The organism is Streptomyces sp. 7R007, assembly GCF_054850255.1.
In genome coordinates, this window is sequence record NZ_JBTWMV010000025.1 from 94050 (window position 1) to 107971 (window position 13922).

Annotated in this window: 13 protein-coding genes and 4 pseudogenes; 9 read left to right on the forward strand and 8 right to left on the reverse strand. The window is 69.2% G+C overall.

The window, feature by feature from the left end; all coding sequences use genetic code 11:
* Positions 1 to 3: 3 nt before the first annotated feature.
* Positions 4 to 426: a peptidase inhibitor family I36 protein gene (locus ACYF6T_RS28755; protein ID WP_461700033.1), complete on the forward strand. Its 423-nt coding sequence runs from the start codon at positions 4 to 6 to the stop codon at positions 424 to 426.
* A gap of 34 nt (positions 427 to 460) precedes the next feature.
* Complete coding sequence (gene galE, locus ACYF6T_RS28760) at positions 461 to 1498, forward strand: UDP-glucose 4-epimerase GalE (protein WP_461700035.1); 1038 nt, start codon at positions 461 to 463, stop codon at positions 1496 to 1498.
* Positions 1499 to 2328: 830 nt separating this feature from the next.
* Here the strand turns inward: galE and ACYF6T_RS28765 are convergent.
* From ACYF6T_RS28765 to ACYF6T_RS28775, 3 genes and pseudogenes are all read right to left on the reverse strand, one after another.
* Positions 2329 to 2787 carry a hypothetical protein gene (locus ACYF6T_RS28765; protein ID WP_461700037.1) on the reverse strand — a complete coding sequence of 153 codons (459 nt, stop codon included), beginning with the start codon at positions 2785 to 2787 and terminating at the stop codon, positions 2329 to 2331.
* A gap of 184 nt (positions 2788 to 2971) precedes the next feature.
* Positions 2972 to 4758, reverse strand: a pseudogene (locus ACYF6T_RS28770) (sensor histidine kinase).
* Positions 4748 to 5446: a response regulator gene (locus tag ACYF6T_RS28775; RefSeq protein ID WP_461700039.1), complete on the reverse strand. Its 699-nt coding sequence runs from the start codon at positions 5444 to 5446 to the stop codon at positions 4748 to 4750. Before ACYF6T_RS28775 ends, ACYF6T_RS28770 begins: the two are co-directional and overlap by 11 nt.
* Positions 5447 to 5591: 145 nt before the next feature.
* On the opposite strand from ACYF6T_RS28775, the gene ACYF6T_RS28780 reads away from it, so the two are divergent.
* The 5 genes and pseudogenes from ACYF6T_RS28780 to ACYF6T_RS28800 all read left to right on the forward strand — a co-directional run.
* Positions 5592 to 6224 (forward strand): hypothetical protein, encoded by a 633-nt coding sequence (locus ACYF6T_RS28780; RefSeq protein ID WP_461700041.1) that lies wholly within the window; start codon positions 5592 to 5594, stop codon positions 6222 to 6224.
* Positions 6214 to 7548, forward strand: coding sequence for an efflux RND transporter periplasmic adaptor subunit (locus tag ACYF6T_RS28785; protein ID WP_461700043.1), 1335 nt, complete (start codon positions 6214 to 6216; stop codon positions 7546 to 7548). The genes ACYF6T_RS28780 and ACYF6T_RS28785 overlap by 11 nt, the downstream gene beginning before the upstream one ends.
* Positions 7545 to 8234 (forward strand): ABC transporter ATP-binding protein, encoded by a 690-nt coding sequence (locus tag ACYF6T_RS28790; protein WP_461700045.1) that lies wholly within the window; start codon positions 7545 to 7547, stop codon positions 8232 to 8234. The genes ACYF6T_RS28785 and ACYF6T_RS28790 overlap by 4 nt, the downstream gene beginning before the upstream one ends.
* Positions 8231 to 9496: an ABC transporter permease gene (locus ACYF6T_RS28795; protein ID WP_461700046.1), complete on the forward strand. Its 1266-nt coding sequence runs from the start codon at positions 8231 to 8233 to the stop codon at positions 9494 to 9496. The genes ACYF6T_RS28790 and ACYF6T_RS28795 overlap by 4 nt, the downstream gene beginning before the upstream one ends.
* Positions 9497 to 9656: 160 nt before the next feature.
* Positions 9657 to 9749 (forward strand): annotated as a pseudogene (locus ACYF6T_RS28800) (disulfide bond formation protein DsbA); the annotation flags it as partial.
* Between the two features lie 425 nt (positions 9750 to 10174).
* On the opposite strand, the pseudogene ACYF6T_RS28805 reads toward ACYF6T_RS28800, so the two are convergent.
* Both ACYF6T_RS28805 and ACYF6T_RS28810 read right to left on the reverse strand, forming a co-directional pair.
* Positions 10175 to 10341, reverse strand: a pseudogene (locus ACYF6T_RS28805) (barstar family protein); the annotation flags it as partial.
* Positions 10280 to 10570, reverse strand: coding sequence for an ATP-binding protein (locus ACYF6T_RS28810; protein WP_461700048.1), 291 nt, complete (start codon positions 10568 to 10570; stop codon positions 10280 to 10282). The gene ACYF6T_RS28810 and the pseudogene ACYF6T_RS28805, both read right to left, overlap by 62 nt.
* A 54-nt stretch (positions 10571 to 10624) precedes the next feature.
* Here ACYF6T_RS28810 and ACYF6T_RS28815 point away from each other — a divergent pair.
* Positions 10625 to 10844: pseudogene (locus tag ACYF6T_RS28815) on the forward strand (IS110 family transposase); the annotation flags it as partial.
* A gap of 5 nt (positions 10845 to 10849) precedes the next feature.
* On the opposite strand, the gene ACYF6T_RS28820 reads toward ACYF6T_RS28815, so the two are convergent.
* From ACYF6T_RS28820 to ACYF6T_RS28830, 3 genes are all read right to left on the reverse strand, one after another.
* Positions 10850 to 12115: a sensor histidine kinase gene (locus ACYF6T_RS28820; RefSeq protein ID WP_461700049.1), complete on the reverse strand. Its 1266-nt coding sequence runs from the start codon at positions 12113 to 12115 to the stop codon at positions 10850 to 10852.
* Positions 12102 to 12764: a response regulator transcription factor gene (locus tag ACYF6T_RS28825; protein WP_461700051.1), complete on the reverse strand. Its 663-nt coding sequence runs from the start codon at positions 12762 to 12764 to the stop codon at positions 12102 to 12104. Before ACYF6T_RS28825 ends, ACYF6T_RS28820 begins: the two co-directional genes overlap by 14 nt.
* Before the next feature lie 109 nt (positions 12765 to 12873).
* Positions 12874 to 13104, reverse strand: a complete 231-nt coding sequence (locus tag ACYF6T_RS28830) for a hypothetical protein (RefSeq protein ID WP_461700052.1) — start codon at positions 13102 to 13104, stop codon at positions 12874 to 12876.
* 453 nt (positions 13105 to 13557) lie between these two features.
* On the opposite strand from ACYF6T_RS28830, the gene ACYF6T_RS28835 reads away from it, so the two are divergent.
* Complete coding sequence (locus ACYF6T_RS28835; RefSeq protein ID WP_461700054.1) at positions 13558 to 13782, forward strand: hypothetical protein; 225 nt, start codon at positions 13558 to 13560, stop codon at positions 13780 to 13782.
* Positions 13783 to 13922 lie beyond the last annotated feature (140 nt).

Consider the following 13922-nt stretch of genomic DNA (forward strand, 5'->3'; position numbering starts at 1 on the left):
GAGATGAACAAGCTTGCTGCGGACGACCGTGCGTCGGCACGACCCACCAGGCCCGCGCGGTGGCTGGCCGCCGGCGCCGTCTCGGCGGCCGTGCTCGCCCTCGCCGCTCTGACCCCCGCCACGGCCCACGCCGCCGGGACGGCCGACTGCCCGTCCGGCGCGCTGTGCGTGTACTCCGAGCAGCAATTCGGCGGTGATCGTCTGACCCTCTCCTCCCTGACCGGCAGCGGCACCTGCGTCAGCCTGGTCGACCACGGTTGGGCGGGGCGGGTCGAGTCCGCCTTCAACACCCACTCCGCCAGCGCGGTCCTCTTCCCGGCCGACGACTGTCTGGGCGGCCCGTACCGCGTCGACGCGGGCACCGGAGTGGCGGACCTCGGTGCCTTCGTCCCGCTGAGCGCCTGGGTGCCCGGCGCGGCGCAGTGAACGTGCGGACATCCACGACGGGGAGGTCGCCAGAGTGAAAGTACTGATCTCCGGGGGAGCCGGTTACATCGGCAGCACTGTCGGCTCCGCCTGCCTGGACGCGGGAATCACGCCCGTCGTGCTGGACAGCCTGGTGACGGGCCGCAGGGAGTTCACCGAGGGGCGCGTCTTCTACGAGGGTGACATCGCCGACGGCGCCCTGGTGGACCGGGTGTTCGCCGAGCACCCGGACATCGCAGCCGTCGTCCACTGCGCGGCTCTGATCATCGTGCCCGACTCTGTCGCGGACCCGGTGGGCTACTACCGCGCGAATGTGTCCAAGAGCCTGGAGTTCGTCGGCCACCTGCTGCGGAACGGATGCGGGAGGCTGCTCTTCTCCTCCTCCGGTTCGATCTACGCCGCCGGTGAGGACTTCAGCGTCACGGAGGAATCCCCGATCGAACCGTTGAGCCCCTACTCGCGGACCAAGGCGGTGTGCGAAGGCATGTTCGCCGACATCGCCGCCACCCAGCCGATCCGGGTGCTGTCCCTGCGCTACTTCAACCCGGTCGGCGCGGATCCCGAGTACCGCACGGGCCTGCAGGTGCGACGTCCCAGCCATGCGGTGGGCAAGCTCATCGAGGCGCACACCGCGGGTGAGCCGTTCAGGATCACGGGCACGGACTGGCCCACGCGCGACGGTTCGGGCATCCGGGACTACATCCATGTCTGGGACCTGGCAGCCGCTCACGTGGCCGCGCTGCGGCGCTTCGACGACATCCTGAACGGGCCTACGCGGTCCACCGTGATCAACCTGGGCACCGGGACCGGCACCACCGTCCGGGAACTCGTGGACGCCTTCAACAGCGTGGTCGCCCCACCGGTCGCCGTGGTCGAGACGGGTCCCCGGCCCGGCGACTCGGCCGGTGCATTCACCCGCAGTGACCGGGCCAAGCGGCTGCTGGGCTGGGAGCCTCGGAACAGCATCGCGGACGCGATCCGCAGTGCGATGCGATGGGCCGAGGTCCGTGACGAACGACTCGGGAACGGGGACGGAGGACAAGAACGGGGATCACCCAGTGCCCGGGGCTGAGGTGCTCTGCTGCCGCGGCGGTCTTCCGTCGAGGCCGCGGGCCGCGCGGGGGCGCCTCCAAGGCGAAGTGGGCCAGGGCGGTGCAGGCCGGATCGTCGGCCGGCAGCGCGCATCCGGCACGGACGCCATCGGAGCCCGCTGGAAATCACGGGTGGTGTCCGGAACCGACCTCCAATCAGTGCCACGACGTCCCGCGACGCGTCCGAGCCCATGACGTGATGGTGTGCGTCGTGTCGTCCGCTCACACACGACGGGATGTTCAGATCGTCCTTCTTCACAGCAGCACGACGCAGCCCTGCCGCTCCAACTCGGCCAGCAATGATCGCGAAGGAGCGCAGGCGTTCCCAGCACAGGTCCAACTTCTCCGGGGAGGGCATGTCGATGACCCGGTCCGCCAGGCGTGTGAGGGCAGGGCTTCGATCGCGTTGTTCCGAAATCAGAGCTCGCGCAGGCTGCGGAGGCTGCCGATGCTGTCGGGCAGTGCGGTCAACCGGTTGTGTTAGGCTCGAAGTCCGACCAGACACGTTCTCGTGACAATTGAGGTAGCGAAGCCTCGTCAGGTTCCCAGCATGTCCGGGATTTGCGACAACTCGTTGTCGTGCAAGTAGAGGAAGACCCTGGGGCCGGCCAGGTCGGCCTGTTCGTCGGGCACCGGGATGAGGCGGTGGTGGCCGAGGTCCAGGGTCGTTAGCCGAAGCAGCCCCCCGATCTGTGGCGGGAGGTCAGTGAGCCCGTTGTCGGCGAGGATGAGGATTTCGAGCTCGCTGTGCCGCCAGACCGAACTCGGGTACGTCCCCGTGGTTTCCTTCCCGGGTGTGTCGGCGATCAGCTCAACGGCTCTCGTCGGGCATGCCGTGTGCAGCCACTTCGCGCACCACAGCAACACAGCGGTGGGCCTGGGCGGCGCCCGGGCCATCCGGATGCCAGGCGTCGATCACTACCCCGACGATGCCTGGTTCCTCAACAGGGTCACCCACGGGTACCACGCGTTTCGGCTCGATGACCACCGAGTCGAGGTCCACGTCACCTTGAAGCAATCGGCGACCACGCGCCTCGCCCGGCCCCGCACCTCGCTTACTGCTCGGCTCGGAGCACCAGCCGAGCGGACAGTCGGGGCCGGTCTTGTCGGCCGTCCGGACGAGCGCCGGCAGATCCTCATCTCCTTCCGGTACAAGAAACTCCGGCGTCAGATGGGCTCCGTACCCGCCGTCTTCTTCCCGGTCCTCCCAGACCACCCGGCACACAGCGGTCCGCCGGGCGCTCGCAGCCAGGTCGACTCCGATCGTCACCGCCCGCCGACGTCGAACGTCCAAGGCGCGATCACCCTCCGCGACCAACTCCCGCTGCCCCACCGGTAGCCAAGCAGACCACCCACCGGCAGATGCCCGGGCCACCCCGACGGCCCGCCGTGCCGGCAGGCCGCCTCACGGCGCTCGAATCGCAAGGCCGACAGCCGTGCTCGTCACGCGGGGATCAGCACGGCAACCGCACCAGGAACACCGTCTCCACATGCGGCCGGCTCGCCACGGAGACATCACCCCCGTGTGCCCGCACCAGCTGTCTGACGATGGACAGCCCCAGCCCGCTGCCTCCCGTCCGCCTGCTGCGGGACTGTTCGGCCCGCCAGAAGCGGTCGAACACCCTGGGCAGGTCCTCGCGGCGGATGCCGCTGCCCGTGTCCTTCACCTCGATGGCGACGGCGCCTGCCACTCGGCGGGCGCTGAGGGTGACGCCGCCGTCGGGCGGGGTGTGGCGTATCGCGTTGGACAGAAGGTTGCCCAGGACCTGGCGGAGGCGGACCGGGTCGGCGTGGATCAAGAGGCCGTCCGGGGCATGGACGGCGGTCTTGACACGGCCGGCGTGTGCGGTCGCCTGGTGCGCGCTCATGGTCTGCTCCATCAGCTCGCGGAGGTCCAGCTCCTGTGGATGCAGGCGCAGGGTGCCGGCGTCCGCGGCGGCGAGCACCTGGAGGTCGTCCACGATGTGCTGGAGGAGGTCCGCCTCCTCCTGCAGCGAGGTGAGAAGCGCCGAGTCGGTCTCGGCCAGGCCGTCCTGCGCCGCGTCCAGCCAGCCGCGGATGTTGGTGAGGGGCGTGCGCAGTTCGTGGGCGATGTCGCTGACCATGACCCGGCGCTGCTCGTCGGTGCGTTCGCGGCGCTCCGCCAGGTCGTTGAGGGCGGCGGCCAGATGGCCGGTCTCGTCCTTGGCGGTGACCGGGATACGGGGGTGCCGGCCCGAGGGGGCGCGGGCCGCGCTGGTCAGCGCGCGCAGCGGACGTACCAGCCTGATCGCGATGACGGCGGTCACGGCGATGGTCGCGGCCAGAACCAGACCGGTCGTGGCCAGGATCCGGAGGGTGCCGGCCGTTGACAGGTCGAAGACGGGGGTGGCCGTGCGCGACGGGCTGGTGACGAACAGGAGGGCCGCCGGGGCGACGTACGCCGCCAACTGCTCCCGTCGGCCTTCCTCCACACAGTCGTCCACAGCGGCGGAACCCTGCGCGGACTCATCGCCGTCCACCCGGAAGTCGACCGTGATGGTCAGGGGTTCGGGCAGACGCAGGTGGTTGCGCTCCGCGCAGCCGCGGACGAGTCCGGTGAGTTCGGCCAGGGCCGTTGCCTCGGTCCGGGTCGGGGCGAACAGGTCCTTGGACGCGCAGGCCGGCGTGGAGTCCCCCCCCCGGCCCCGAGCGTGCGCACGGCGGGTCTGCCACTGGCCTCCTCGATGATGTGCGCGCGTATTCCCGTCCGGTCGTAGAGGCAGGTGACCTCCACGCGGGCGAGCTGTCGCAGGTTCGCGCGCTCCTCGGCGGGCAGGCGGTAGGGGCCGACGGCTCGTGGGTCGATGCGGGAGACCTGCTCCGCCGGGCCGACTCCCTGATCCGTGGGCGGAGCCACGTGCAGCGGATCGATCACGGCGCTCGCGTTGAGGGGGAGCCGTTCCGCGGCCGGCCGATGCGAGGTGGCGATGACCTGGCGCGCCCGCGTGGTCAGGATGATGGTGCGCCCCGTCGACCGGGAGAGATCAAGGACGGTGCGCTCGACACCGTTCCAGGTCCGGTGCGCCGCGGCGAAGCCCTCCAGTGTGTCCTGGATGGTGGCGTCGTCCGCGAGGACCTGGCCCCGCTCCTGCTCGATGGCGACGGTGGTGCCGCGTACCGTCAGCCAGGCCGTGGCCCCGATGGACATCAGGGAGATCAGCACGGAGGTGATCAGCAGCCGGAACAACAGGCTGTTGCGGAGCGGCACTTCAGACCTCACGCCGGCCCCGGGACAGTTTGTATCCGACGCCGTGGACGGTCAGCAGGAACTCCGGTCTGCGCGGCGAGGTCTCGATCTTCTTCCGCAGGTTCAGTATGTGCATGTCCACCGTGCGTTCGGTGACGGCTCGGCCGTGGTCGGTGATGCAGCCCAGCAGCTGAGCCCGCGTGAAGACCCGGTCGGGTGCGGCTGCCAACGTGCTGAGCAGGCGGAATTCGCCGGGAGTGCAGTCCACCGGGCGGCCGTGCACGGACACCTCGTGCCGGTCCGGGGCCACGGTCAGCGGTCCGGCCTTGAGGAGCACTTCCTCCGTGTGCTCCGGATGCCGGGTGCGCCGCAGCAGGGTCCGGACGCGGGCCACCAGTTCACGCGGCCTGAACGGCTTGGTCATGTAGTCGTCCGCCCCGATGTCCAGCCCCAGCAGCAGATCGTCCTCGGTGGAGCGGGCGGTGAGCATCAGAATGGGCATGTCGCCCGTGGCGCGTATACGGCGGCATATCTCCAGCCCGTCCAGACCGGGCAGCATCCAGTCGAGAACGAGAAGGTCGGGTGGCCGCTGGGTGGCTTCCATGAGGGCTGTCGGGCCGTCGTGCACCACGGTTGCGGCATGGCCTTCGTGCACCAGATAACGACGGATCAGTTCTGCCTGTTTGTCGTCGTCTTCGGCCACCAGTACGTATGCGGACATGGCCCGATGATAAACCTGCGGAGCGCTGGGTGAACGCCGGTTCATTCGGCTCAATTCTCTGACAACTTCTTGACAAACGTTTGAACGGGTCACGTGGCAGGAAGCGTTGACACTTTTCTGACACAGCCTTGTCACGCTTCCAGGCATGCGAAAGAACTCAGGCCGCCCTGGCCTCGGTCCGGACTGCCCGGCCAAGAAGATCGTCTTCCTCTCCTGCGTCGTGCTGGCGGTGACACTGATCACCGGCTGCTCCAAGGGAGACGCTGAGAGTCAGGAGGACGGAGTCGCCTCCGTCACGGAATCCGGTGGAGATGGAAAGGGCGGGGCGGCGGAGAGTCCGGCGGCCGATGATTCCGACTCCGGCCGCCCCCAGATTCGGCTGGACACCACGGACGTCGAAGAACTGCGCATGTACCAGGGATACCTGCGCTGCCTCAAGGATCACGGAGTGACCATCAAACCGATCGGGGACAAAATCCCGGACGCCGATCCCGGATCACTTGGGTGGCCCGGCGAGGATGTGGCCAAGGAGCATCCGGAAGCGGAAAAGGCATGCCTCGGAAAGAAGCCGATGCAGCCCGCGGAGCTGGACCCGAAGAAAAACCCCGACTACATGGACGATTACAGCAAGTGGATCGCGTGCGACAACCGCAGAGGGCTCAAGGTGGACCCCCTTCCTGACGGAGGTGGCTGGGACTACAAGCCCGGTGCGACTCAGCCCGGGAATGCCGACCAGATCGACCAGGAATGCATGCAAGAGGCGTTCAGTGGAAAATGAGCGCGACGCAGCGGACACCATGCCCCTGCGGGTGACGGTCCAGGAAGAGGCCGACCCCGGCAAGCCGATGACGGGCCGCCGCAAGAAGAAGGCCGTGTACCTCGCCATCGTCGTCGTGCTGCTGGCAGGAGGAACGGGCGCCGGGCTGCGGTGGGCCGGCAGGGACGGGAACGGCTCCGAACCGGAGTCCGGCCCGAAGATCAAGCAAATCGCGGTGGTCAGAACGGATCTGTCGGGCAGCAGAGAAATGCAGGGCACGCTCGGCTACGACTTCGCGCGCACGATCCGCAGTGCCGGCGAAGGACGGGTGACGTGGCTTCCGAACCGGGGTGCGACGGTCAAACGCGGCCAGCAGTTGTACCGCGTGGATGAGCGTTCCACCGTGGTCTTCTACGGCAGCACACCCCTGTACCGCAGGCTCGACACACCCGGCACCGTCGGCCGTGACGTACGGGTCGTCGCCGACAACCTCAAGGCTCTCGGCTACGACATCGGTGAACAGCCGGCGCCGGGCACGGTCGTCCGGCAGCAGGCCCCCACGGACGGCCCCTCGCCCACGACAACGGCCCCTGGGCAGGGGGAGACCACGCCCCCGGCCGGCCGATCCTCGGCTCCGGACGGCGAAGCCGGCCAGGAAACCGATGCGTCACAGGAGCAGCCACCGAGCGCAAGTCCTGAGCAGTCCACGGTCAGGGAGAGCGACGGTGTGCTCACCACGTCCCTGATGTCCGCGATCAAGCGCTGGCAGAAGGCCGAGGGCATCGATCCGACCGGCATCCTCGACTTCTCCGACGTGGTCGTGACGAAGTCGGCGGTGCGGGTCTCGGACGTCCTCGCCCAGCCCGGGGACGATGCGTCGGGAGACCTGATGACGGTGACCGCCACCACCAAGTCCGTGACCGTGCCGGTGGAGTCGCTGGACATCGGGTCCATCAAGCCGGGCGGGCGGGTCACGGTGGTGCTGCCCGACCGGTCCACCGCCGCGGGTCGGGTCGCCGCGATCAGCACCATCGTGCAGGGAGAGCAGCACGAGGCGGGCAGCGCCGGGCAGACCAAGATCAACGTCACCGTGTCACTGGACGACCAGCAGGCCGTCAAGGGCATCGACTCCGCTTCCGTTCAGGCCCGGTTCCAGGGCGAGTCCAAGAAGGGCGTACTCGCCGTCCCGGTCGGTGCGCTGCTCGCGCTGCGCGAGGGAGGGTACGCGGTCCGGCTCTCCGGCGGCCGACTCGTTCCGGTCGACACGGGCATGTTCGCCGAGGGACTGGTCGAGATTAGCGGCCAGGGCATCAGCGAGGGCATGAAGGTGGAAACCACGGCATGACCCAGGTGATCAGCGTGCATGAGGCGAGCGTGACCTATCCGCCCGAGGTGAGAGCACTCGACCGGGTCTCCCTGTCCGTCGCGCGGGGCGAACTGCTGGCCATCCTCGGCCCTTCCGGCTCCGGCAAGTCCACGCTGCTCAACATCATGGGCACGCTGGCCCTGCCCACCAGCGGCAGCGTGGTCATCGAGGGGCAGGACGTGGCGGAGTTGCCCGACCGCCAACTGTCCGCCTTGCGCGGGCGACGCCTGGGTTTCGTCTTCCAGCACTTCCACCTGACGGACGGACTCACCGCGGCGGAGAACGTCGCGACCGGCCTGCTGTACGCCGGTGTGCCCAGGAAGTACCGGAAGAAACTGGCCGATGAGGCCCTGGCCCGGGTGGGACTCGCCCGCCGGGCCGGCCACCTGCCGGGGCAGCTCTCCGGAGGGGAGCGCCAACGGGTTGCCATAGCCCGCGCGGTCGTCCATGAGCCGGCTCTGGTCCTCGCCGACGAGCCGACCGGCGCACTCGACACCGCCAACGGCGCCGCGGCGCTCGCCCTGTTGACCGAACTTAACGCGGCGGGCACCACGATCGCGCTCATCACTCACGACCGTGACATCGCCGACCAGTTGCCACGCAGGGTTCATCTGCGTGACGGTCGCCTGGTCGCGGACACCGCACTCACCGAAAGCCCGTCATGACCGCCCCCGCCAAGCCGTTCCGTGCCGCGCCGCGACGCCCTCCCCGGCGTGCCGAAGACAACATCAAGCCGGTACGTCTCGCCTTTCTCGACCTGTTGGGCCTGGGACTCCTCGGCCTGCGCACCCGCAAGCTGCGCGCCGCGCTGTCGGCGCTCGGCATTTCGATCGGCGTCGCCACGATGGTGGTGGTGACGGGAATCCCGGCCTCCAGCCACCGGGCGCTGATGGACGAGATGTCGGCGCTGGGGTCCAACATGCTGCGGGTTCAGCCGTTTTCGGGACAGGGCGTGCCGGTCAGGCTGCCCGAGGAATCGGTCGACATGGTGCGCCGTATCGGACCGGTCACCGGTGCGAGCGCGGTGGCCAACACCAATGCCGTGGTCCAGCGTTCCGACGTCATGGGTGAGGACGACTTCTCCGGTACGGGACTCAGCGTGCTCGCGGCCCGGCGCGACCTGCTGAGCGTGGTGGGTGGAAGAGTCTCCTCGGGAAGGTTCTTCAGCGGTGCCGACGAGCAGTTCCCCACAGTCGTACTGGGCTACCGGGCCGCCAGCCGGCTCGGCATCGGGGAAATCCCCGAGAACGACCCCGCTCCATTGATACAGATCGACAAGTCGTGGTTCACCGTGATCGGCATCCTGCATTCCATACCGCTGGCCGAGGACCTCGACAACGCCGTACTGACGGGATGGCCGGCCGCCAAGAAGACACTGCGCTTCGAGGGAAACCCGACGGTGATCTACGTCAAAGCACGGGAGGCCCATCTGGAGGACGTACGGAACGTACTCGCCGCCACCGTGTTCCCGGAGGAGCCCGGACAGGTCCAGGTCAGCCGCCCGTCCGACGCCCTGGCGGCCAAGCGCGCCACGCAGCATACCTTCTCCTCCCTCTTCCTCGGCCTGGCCGGTGTCGCCCTGCTGGTCGGTGGAATCGGCGTGGCCAACACCATGGTCATCTCGGTTCTGGAGCGCCGAAGGGACATCGGGCTCCGCCGGGCGCTGGGCGCGACCCGCGGTCAGATACGCGTCCAGTTCCTCACCGAGTCCATGGGACTGTCGCTGCTGGGCGCCATCGCCGGAATCCTGCTCGGCGTCCTCGCCGACGTCGGCTACGCGGCCTACCAGGGCTGGCCAACGGTGATCCCCCTGCTCTCGGTCACGGGCGGCTGCCTCGGCGCCGTGCTGATCGGGATGGCGGCCGGCGTCTATCCCTCGGTCCGCGCGGCACGCCTTCCTCCTACGGAGGCGCTGGCGACGACGTGAGCGGCCGACCGCGGGCGCGAGTGCGCGCCGCGAGCGGCGGGTACCACCCGTGGACGCGGTGGCGAGCCGGGCGGAGGTGACAGACAGCTGGTGCCCCCGGCGCAGGGGCACTGGGTGAACGTGAGCACCGCCATCGCGGTGATCTGCGAAGGAGTACGTCATGACCCGTCGGACCGTGGACTTCTGGTTCGATCCCGGTTGTCCCTTCGCCTGGCTCACCTCGCGCTGGGTCCTTGAGGCCGCGAAGGTCCGGCACGAAGGTGAGGGCGAATGATCCCGATGCCGTCGCCGCGCATGAGGGGCAGGGTGTGCTTCCTCGCCGGCGGCGGCGCCACTGACCAAGATCGGCTCGTGGCCCCTTGTGGGCCTACCTCGGGGACACTCCACGGACGGACTGAAGGCCCGGCCGGCCGCAGGACGCTCGTGGGAAACGATCACGTTGAAGGTGGGAACCGGCCGCGCCACCCGCCAAGACGCAACTGGGCAGACCCCTTTCGTCGGTGCACCACCGCCGACTGGAGGAGGCGGCGCTGGGCCGCGGAGCCGACACCGCGGCTGAGGGTAGGGACGCGGGCAACAGCGGCCGGACGAACTCCCACTCCCCATCGGACAGTTCATGGCGACGAATCGCCCGACCATGCTCCACCAGGCAACATCAGTTGAAGACACGACCTGGCACTCAACCACGTAGTCATCGTCGTCGGGCGCCCCGAAACCACCGCTGAGGCAGTCGGCGAGGCGTCGAGGTTTCTGCCGAAGTAGCCACCGGGGCCGTTGATCGCCTCACCGATGATTCGCCAGAAGTCTTCCAGTGTCCTGATCTGGTTGCCGTCCAGCACGTACATCGCGGCCACAGCCTGCAGGATACGTGCGGGTCCGTGACGTGCCCCTCCATTGTGAAGCCGTGCTGTTCAGGCGCTGCCTCGCACGGGTTCGCCGGAACGTGTGCGCTTTGCCGGAGGGTTTGTTGCTGTTCACGATCACGGAGGCGCGTTCGTAGCGGCCCGAGATGCCCTGGAAGAACAGCTTGGCTGCCGGGGGTTCGAAGGGGACGTAGCCGACCAGCGCGGACACGGTCGCTGCGACCGCGGTGGAGGCGGCCCAGGCCCAGCAGACCGCGCTGCCGGGCGAGGACGTCGCCGCCTGCGTCGGGTGTTCTACATGTCCGCACAGACCAGCATCATCCGCGAGGGATCCAACCGGGACTTTCCTCAAGAAGCGCGGCGAGGGCTGCAAGCACATCCAGGCCGTCATCGCCCTCGCCCGCCGACGGGCGAGCGTGCTCTGGGCACTTCTGCGTGACAACCGGGTCTTCACCTCCACCCCACCGGTCACGCAAGCGGCTTGACTTCGTCATTGAGACTCCCTGACGGCTTTGTGGGGGAGGACGGCGGTGTCCTCGGGGTGTCCCGTCAGCCCTCCGCGTGTTGCCCCGCCGGCGCCGCTGGGCGGTGCGGCACGGCTCGGTCCTGGAGCGTTGCGCGGTATGCGGACCTCGGCGATCAGCCCGCCGTGGGGCCGGGGGCGCAGGCCGAGTCGCCAGCCGTGGCGGGTGACGACGGCTGCCACCAGAGTGGCTCCCAGTCCGCTGCCGTCGCTTCCCAGGCGTCCGGCGCCGCGGTGGAAGGGTTCGACGATCTCGGCAGCCTCCCGGGGCGTCATGAGGGCGCCGGTATTGGTGACGCGGAGCAGCAGGGCGGGGCCCTCGTTGCGCAGGGTCAGCTCGACCCGGCCACCGCGGTGATTGTGGCGTACGGCATTGTCGAGGAGGTTGCGGACCATGAGCCGGACCAGGGTCGCCTCCGCGTCGACCACGGCGGGGTCGAGGGTCTCGCTCATCGTCACATCGTTCTCCAGGGCCGCTGTGCGGTGCGCCTCGTATTCCTGGCGGACGATTGACGTCAGGTCGGTCTCCTCCCGGGTTCCCCGGCCCGCTTGGGTGTACGCGAGGTCCAGCAGGGTGTGTACTGTGCGGACACTGCGGCTGTTCAGGGTGCGCAAGTCTTGCAGGAGGTCCCGCGTCGGTCCGGGCGGCTCGTCGGCCAGCGCGTCGTCGATGACCGCCTGCGCGGTGGCCAGTGGCGTCCGCAGTTCGTGGGAGGCGTTCGCCGCGAAACGGCGCTGTGCCTCAAAGGCGTCGTCCAGTCTCGAAAGCATGACGTTGAAGGTGACGGCCAGATCGGTGATCTCGTCCCTGGCCTGGCCCACCGGTACCCGGGCGCGCAGGTCCGTGGCGGCGGCCTGGCGTGCCGCGTCGGTCATCGCGCTCAGCGGTGCCAGCGAGCGTCGTACGATCCGGCGCACGGCGAACGCTCCGGAGACGACCCCGACGGTGAGGGCGATCGCCGAGAACACCAGCAGCCGCTCGACCTCCTGCCGGGGCAGGACCGGACCCGCCGTACCCGTGGAGGGGGGATGTGCGCCACCGGTCGTGCCGGGCGCGACGCCCGGTGCCCCTCCGACGATGCTGGTGGGAACGTAGGCCGTCAGCAGTGTGATGGTGGCGATCATGACCAGGGCCAGCTCGGTGAAGACGGCGATCAGGCTCCCGATGATCTGGGCGCTGAGGGACCTGCGAGGAGCCGGTCGCGGTGTCCCGTCCTCGTCAGGTGCGGACAACGCGGTACCCCACACCGGGAACAGTCTCGATCGGCCACGGCCTGCCGAGTTTCTTGCGCAGTGTGGAGATGACCACGCGGGGGGAGTTGGTGAAGGGGTCGGCGTGCTCGTCCCACGCGCGCTGCAGAAGCGTCTCCGCGCTGAGCACACCACCTTGTGCGCGCAGCAGTTGCTCCAGGATGCGGAACTCCTTGGGGCTGAGCGGCAGGAGTGTGTCGCCGCGGAATGCCTGGTGCGTGAAGGGGTCGAGGCGGAGCTCGCCGAAGCACAGCTCCGGCGGTGTCCGGGGACCGGACCGGCGTTGCAACGCCCGAAGCCGCGCGATGAGTTCGGGGAACTCGAACGGTTTGGTGAGGTAGTCGTCGGCTCCTGTCCGCAGTCCCGCGACCCGGTCGGCGAGCGTCACCGACGCGGTCAGCATCAACACCCCCGTCGACACGTGGTGGGCGACGATGTACCGGCACACCTCGTCACCGGAGAGCAGCGGCAGGTCCCGGTCGAGGACGACCACCTCGTACTCCTGCGACCGCAGGTGCTCAACCGCGGCCCGGCCGTCGTGGACGACGTCGACCGTTAATCCCGCCTTGTGCAGCCGGTTGCGGACGGCCCGGGCCAAGATCGGTTCGTCCTCCGCCAACAACACTTTCACGCAGCGTCCCTCTCACGTCTGTTGCCCACTGCCCACATTTCAGCGAACCGCCTACCGCCCAGGCGGGCCGGGGCGCCCTCATTGTCCCCCCGGCCCGCCGGCGACGGTGCTAGCGCATCCGGATTGCGGCCTCGGCCTTGTGGAGCGTCACTCCCGGTCCGGGCCGGTCCGCGGTCTGGCCAACCGCGCCGATCTCGGGGGCCCCGTCGGCCGCCTGCTTCCCTCCGGCCGGGGCCGTCGGGGCGGAGGTGTCCGCGTGAGCCAGCGAGGCGGCGGCGACTCCGCCCCCTGCCAGGGCGAGGGCGAGGGCGAGCCCGGCCACGGGCTTCCTGATCTTCATCGTGCAGTCCCTTCCTCCGAGCCGTCCTTCGGCGTCGGCGAATGCCAGTAAATGCGGACCGATGTTGCGGAGTCGTAAAGGAGCACAGGGCGTGAGCGCCAGGCACCAACCTCCGCGTTTCACTTGCCGTGGCGTCCGGATCCTGAGCGGAAACGCGAAAGTGCAGTCATGCCGGCTCCCGGCTGCCGTCCGATCTCGCCGATGCCGCTGGCCTGACAGTGAGGATGTGACGTGGTGACGCTGCTGGCGGGTCTGACCCTTGGCCTGACTGACGTCTCGACTGTCCTGTTGGGGATTTGTCGGCCCGTCGGGCGGCGTCACCACGTACGCGGCCGGACAGGCGCTTGTGACTTCATTGGAGCTTGGTCCAGAAGCCCCGTCACTGTCTTGTCCACCCGCCCGTCCGGCACGTGCCGCCCTCGGAACGGACACACAAGGACGGACAGGACCAGCATGACGTACGACCGCGCGGAGATCACCGGCGGAGTCGACACCCGCGGCCTGCCCCACCACGCCGCGGTGATCGACTCGGTCGGCCGGCCCCTGGCGGACCGGGAGTTCCCCGCCACCATCCGCGGCTACCGGGACCTGCGGGACTGGATGCGTGCGCACGGCCGACTGGCCGCGGTCGGGGGGAAGGCACCGGTGCCTGCGGCGCCGAACTCGCCCGCGTGCTGACCGCCGCCGGGGTCACGGTCATCGACGTGGACCGGCCCGACCGCAAGACTCGGCGGCTGAAGGGCCAGTCCGACCCGATCACGCCTGCGCCGTCGCGACGGCCGAACTGTCCGGCCGGCGGGGCAGCCCTGGCGCGGGCG

What these genes read in the sequence shown, in the direction of transcription:
- ACYF6T_RS28780 (WP_461700041.1), top strand. Translation starts at nt 5,592, where the DNA reads ATGCGAAAGAACTCAGGCCGCCCTGGCCTCGGTCCGGACTGCCCGGCC.
- ACYF6T_RS28795 (WP_461700046.1), top strand. Translation starts at nt 8,231, where the DNA reads ATGACCGCCCCCGCCAAGCCGTTCCGTGCCGCGCCGCGACGCCCTCCC.
- ACYF6T_RS28835 (WP_461700054.1), top strand. Translation starts at nt 13,558, where the DNA reads ATGACGTACGACCGCGCGGAGATCACCGGCGGAGTCGACACCCGCGGC.
- ACYF6T_RS28775 (WP_461700039.1), bottom strand. Translation starts at nt 5,446, where the DNA reads ATGTCCGCATACGTACTGGTGGCCGAAGACGACGACAAACAGGCAGAA.
- ACYF6T_RS28755 (WP_461700033.1), top strand. Translation starts at nt 4, where the DNA reads ATGAACAAGCTTGCTGCGGACGACCGTGCGTCGGCACGACCCACCAGG.
- ACYF6T_RS28790 (WP_461700045.1), top strand. Translation starts at nt 7,545, where the DNA reads ATGACCCAGGTGATCAGCGTGCATGAGGCGAGCGTGACCTATCCGCCC.
- ACYF6T_RS28830 (WP_461700052.1), bottom strand. Translation starts at nt 13,104, where the DNA reads ATGAAGATCAGGAAGCCCGTGGCCGGGCTCGCCCTCGCCCTCGCCCTG.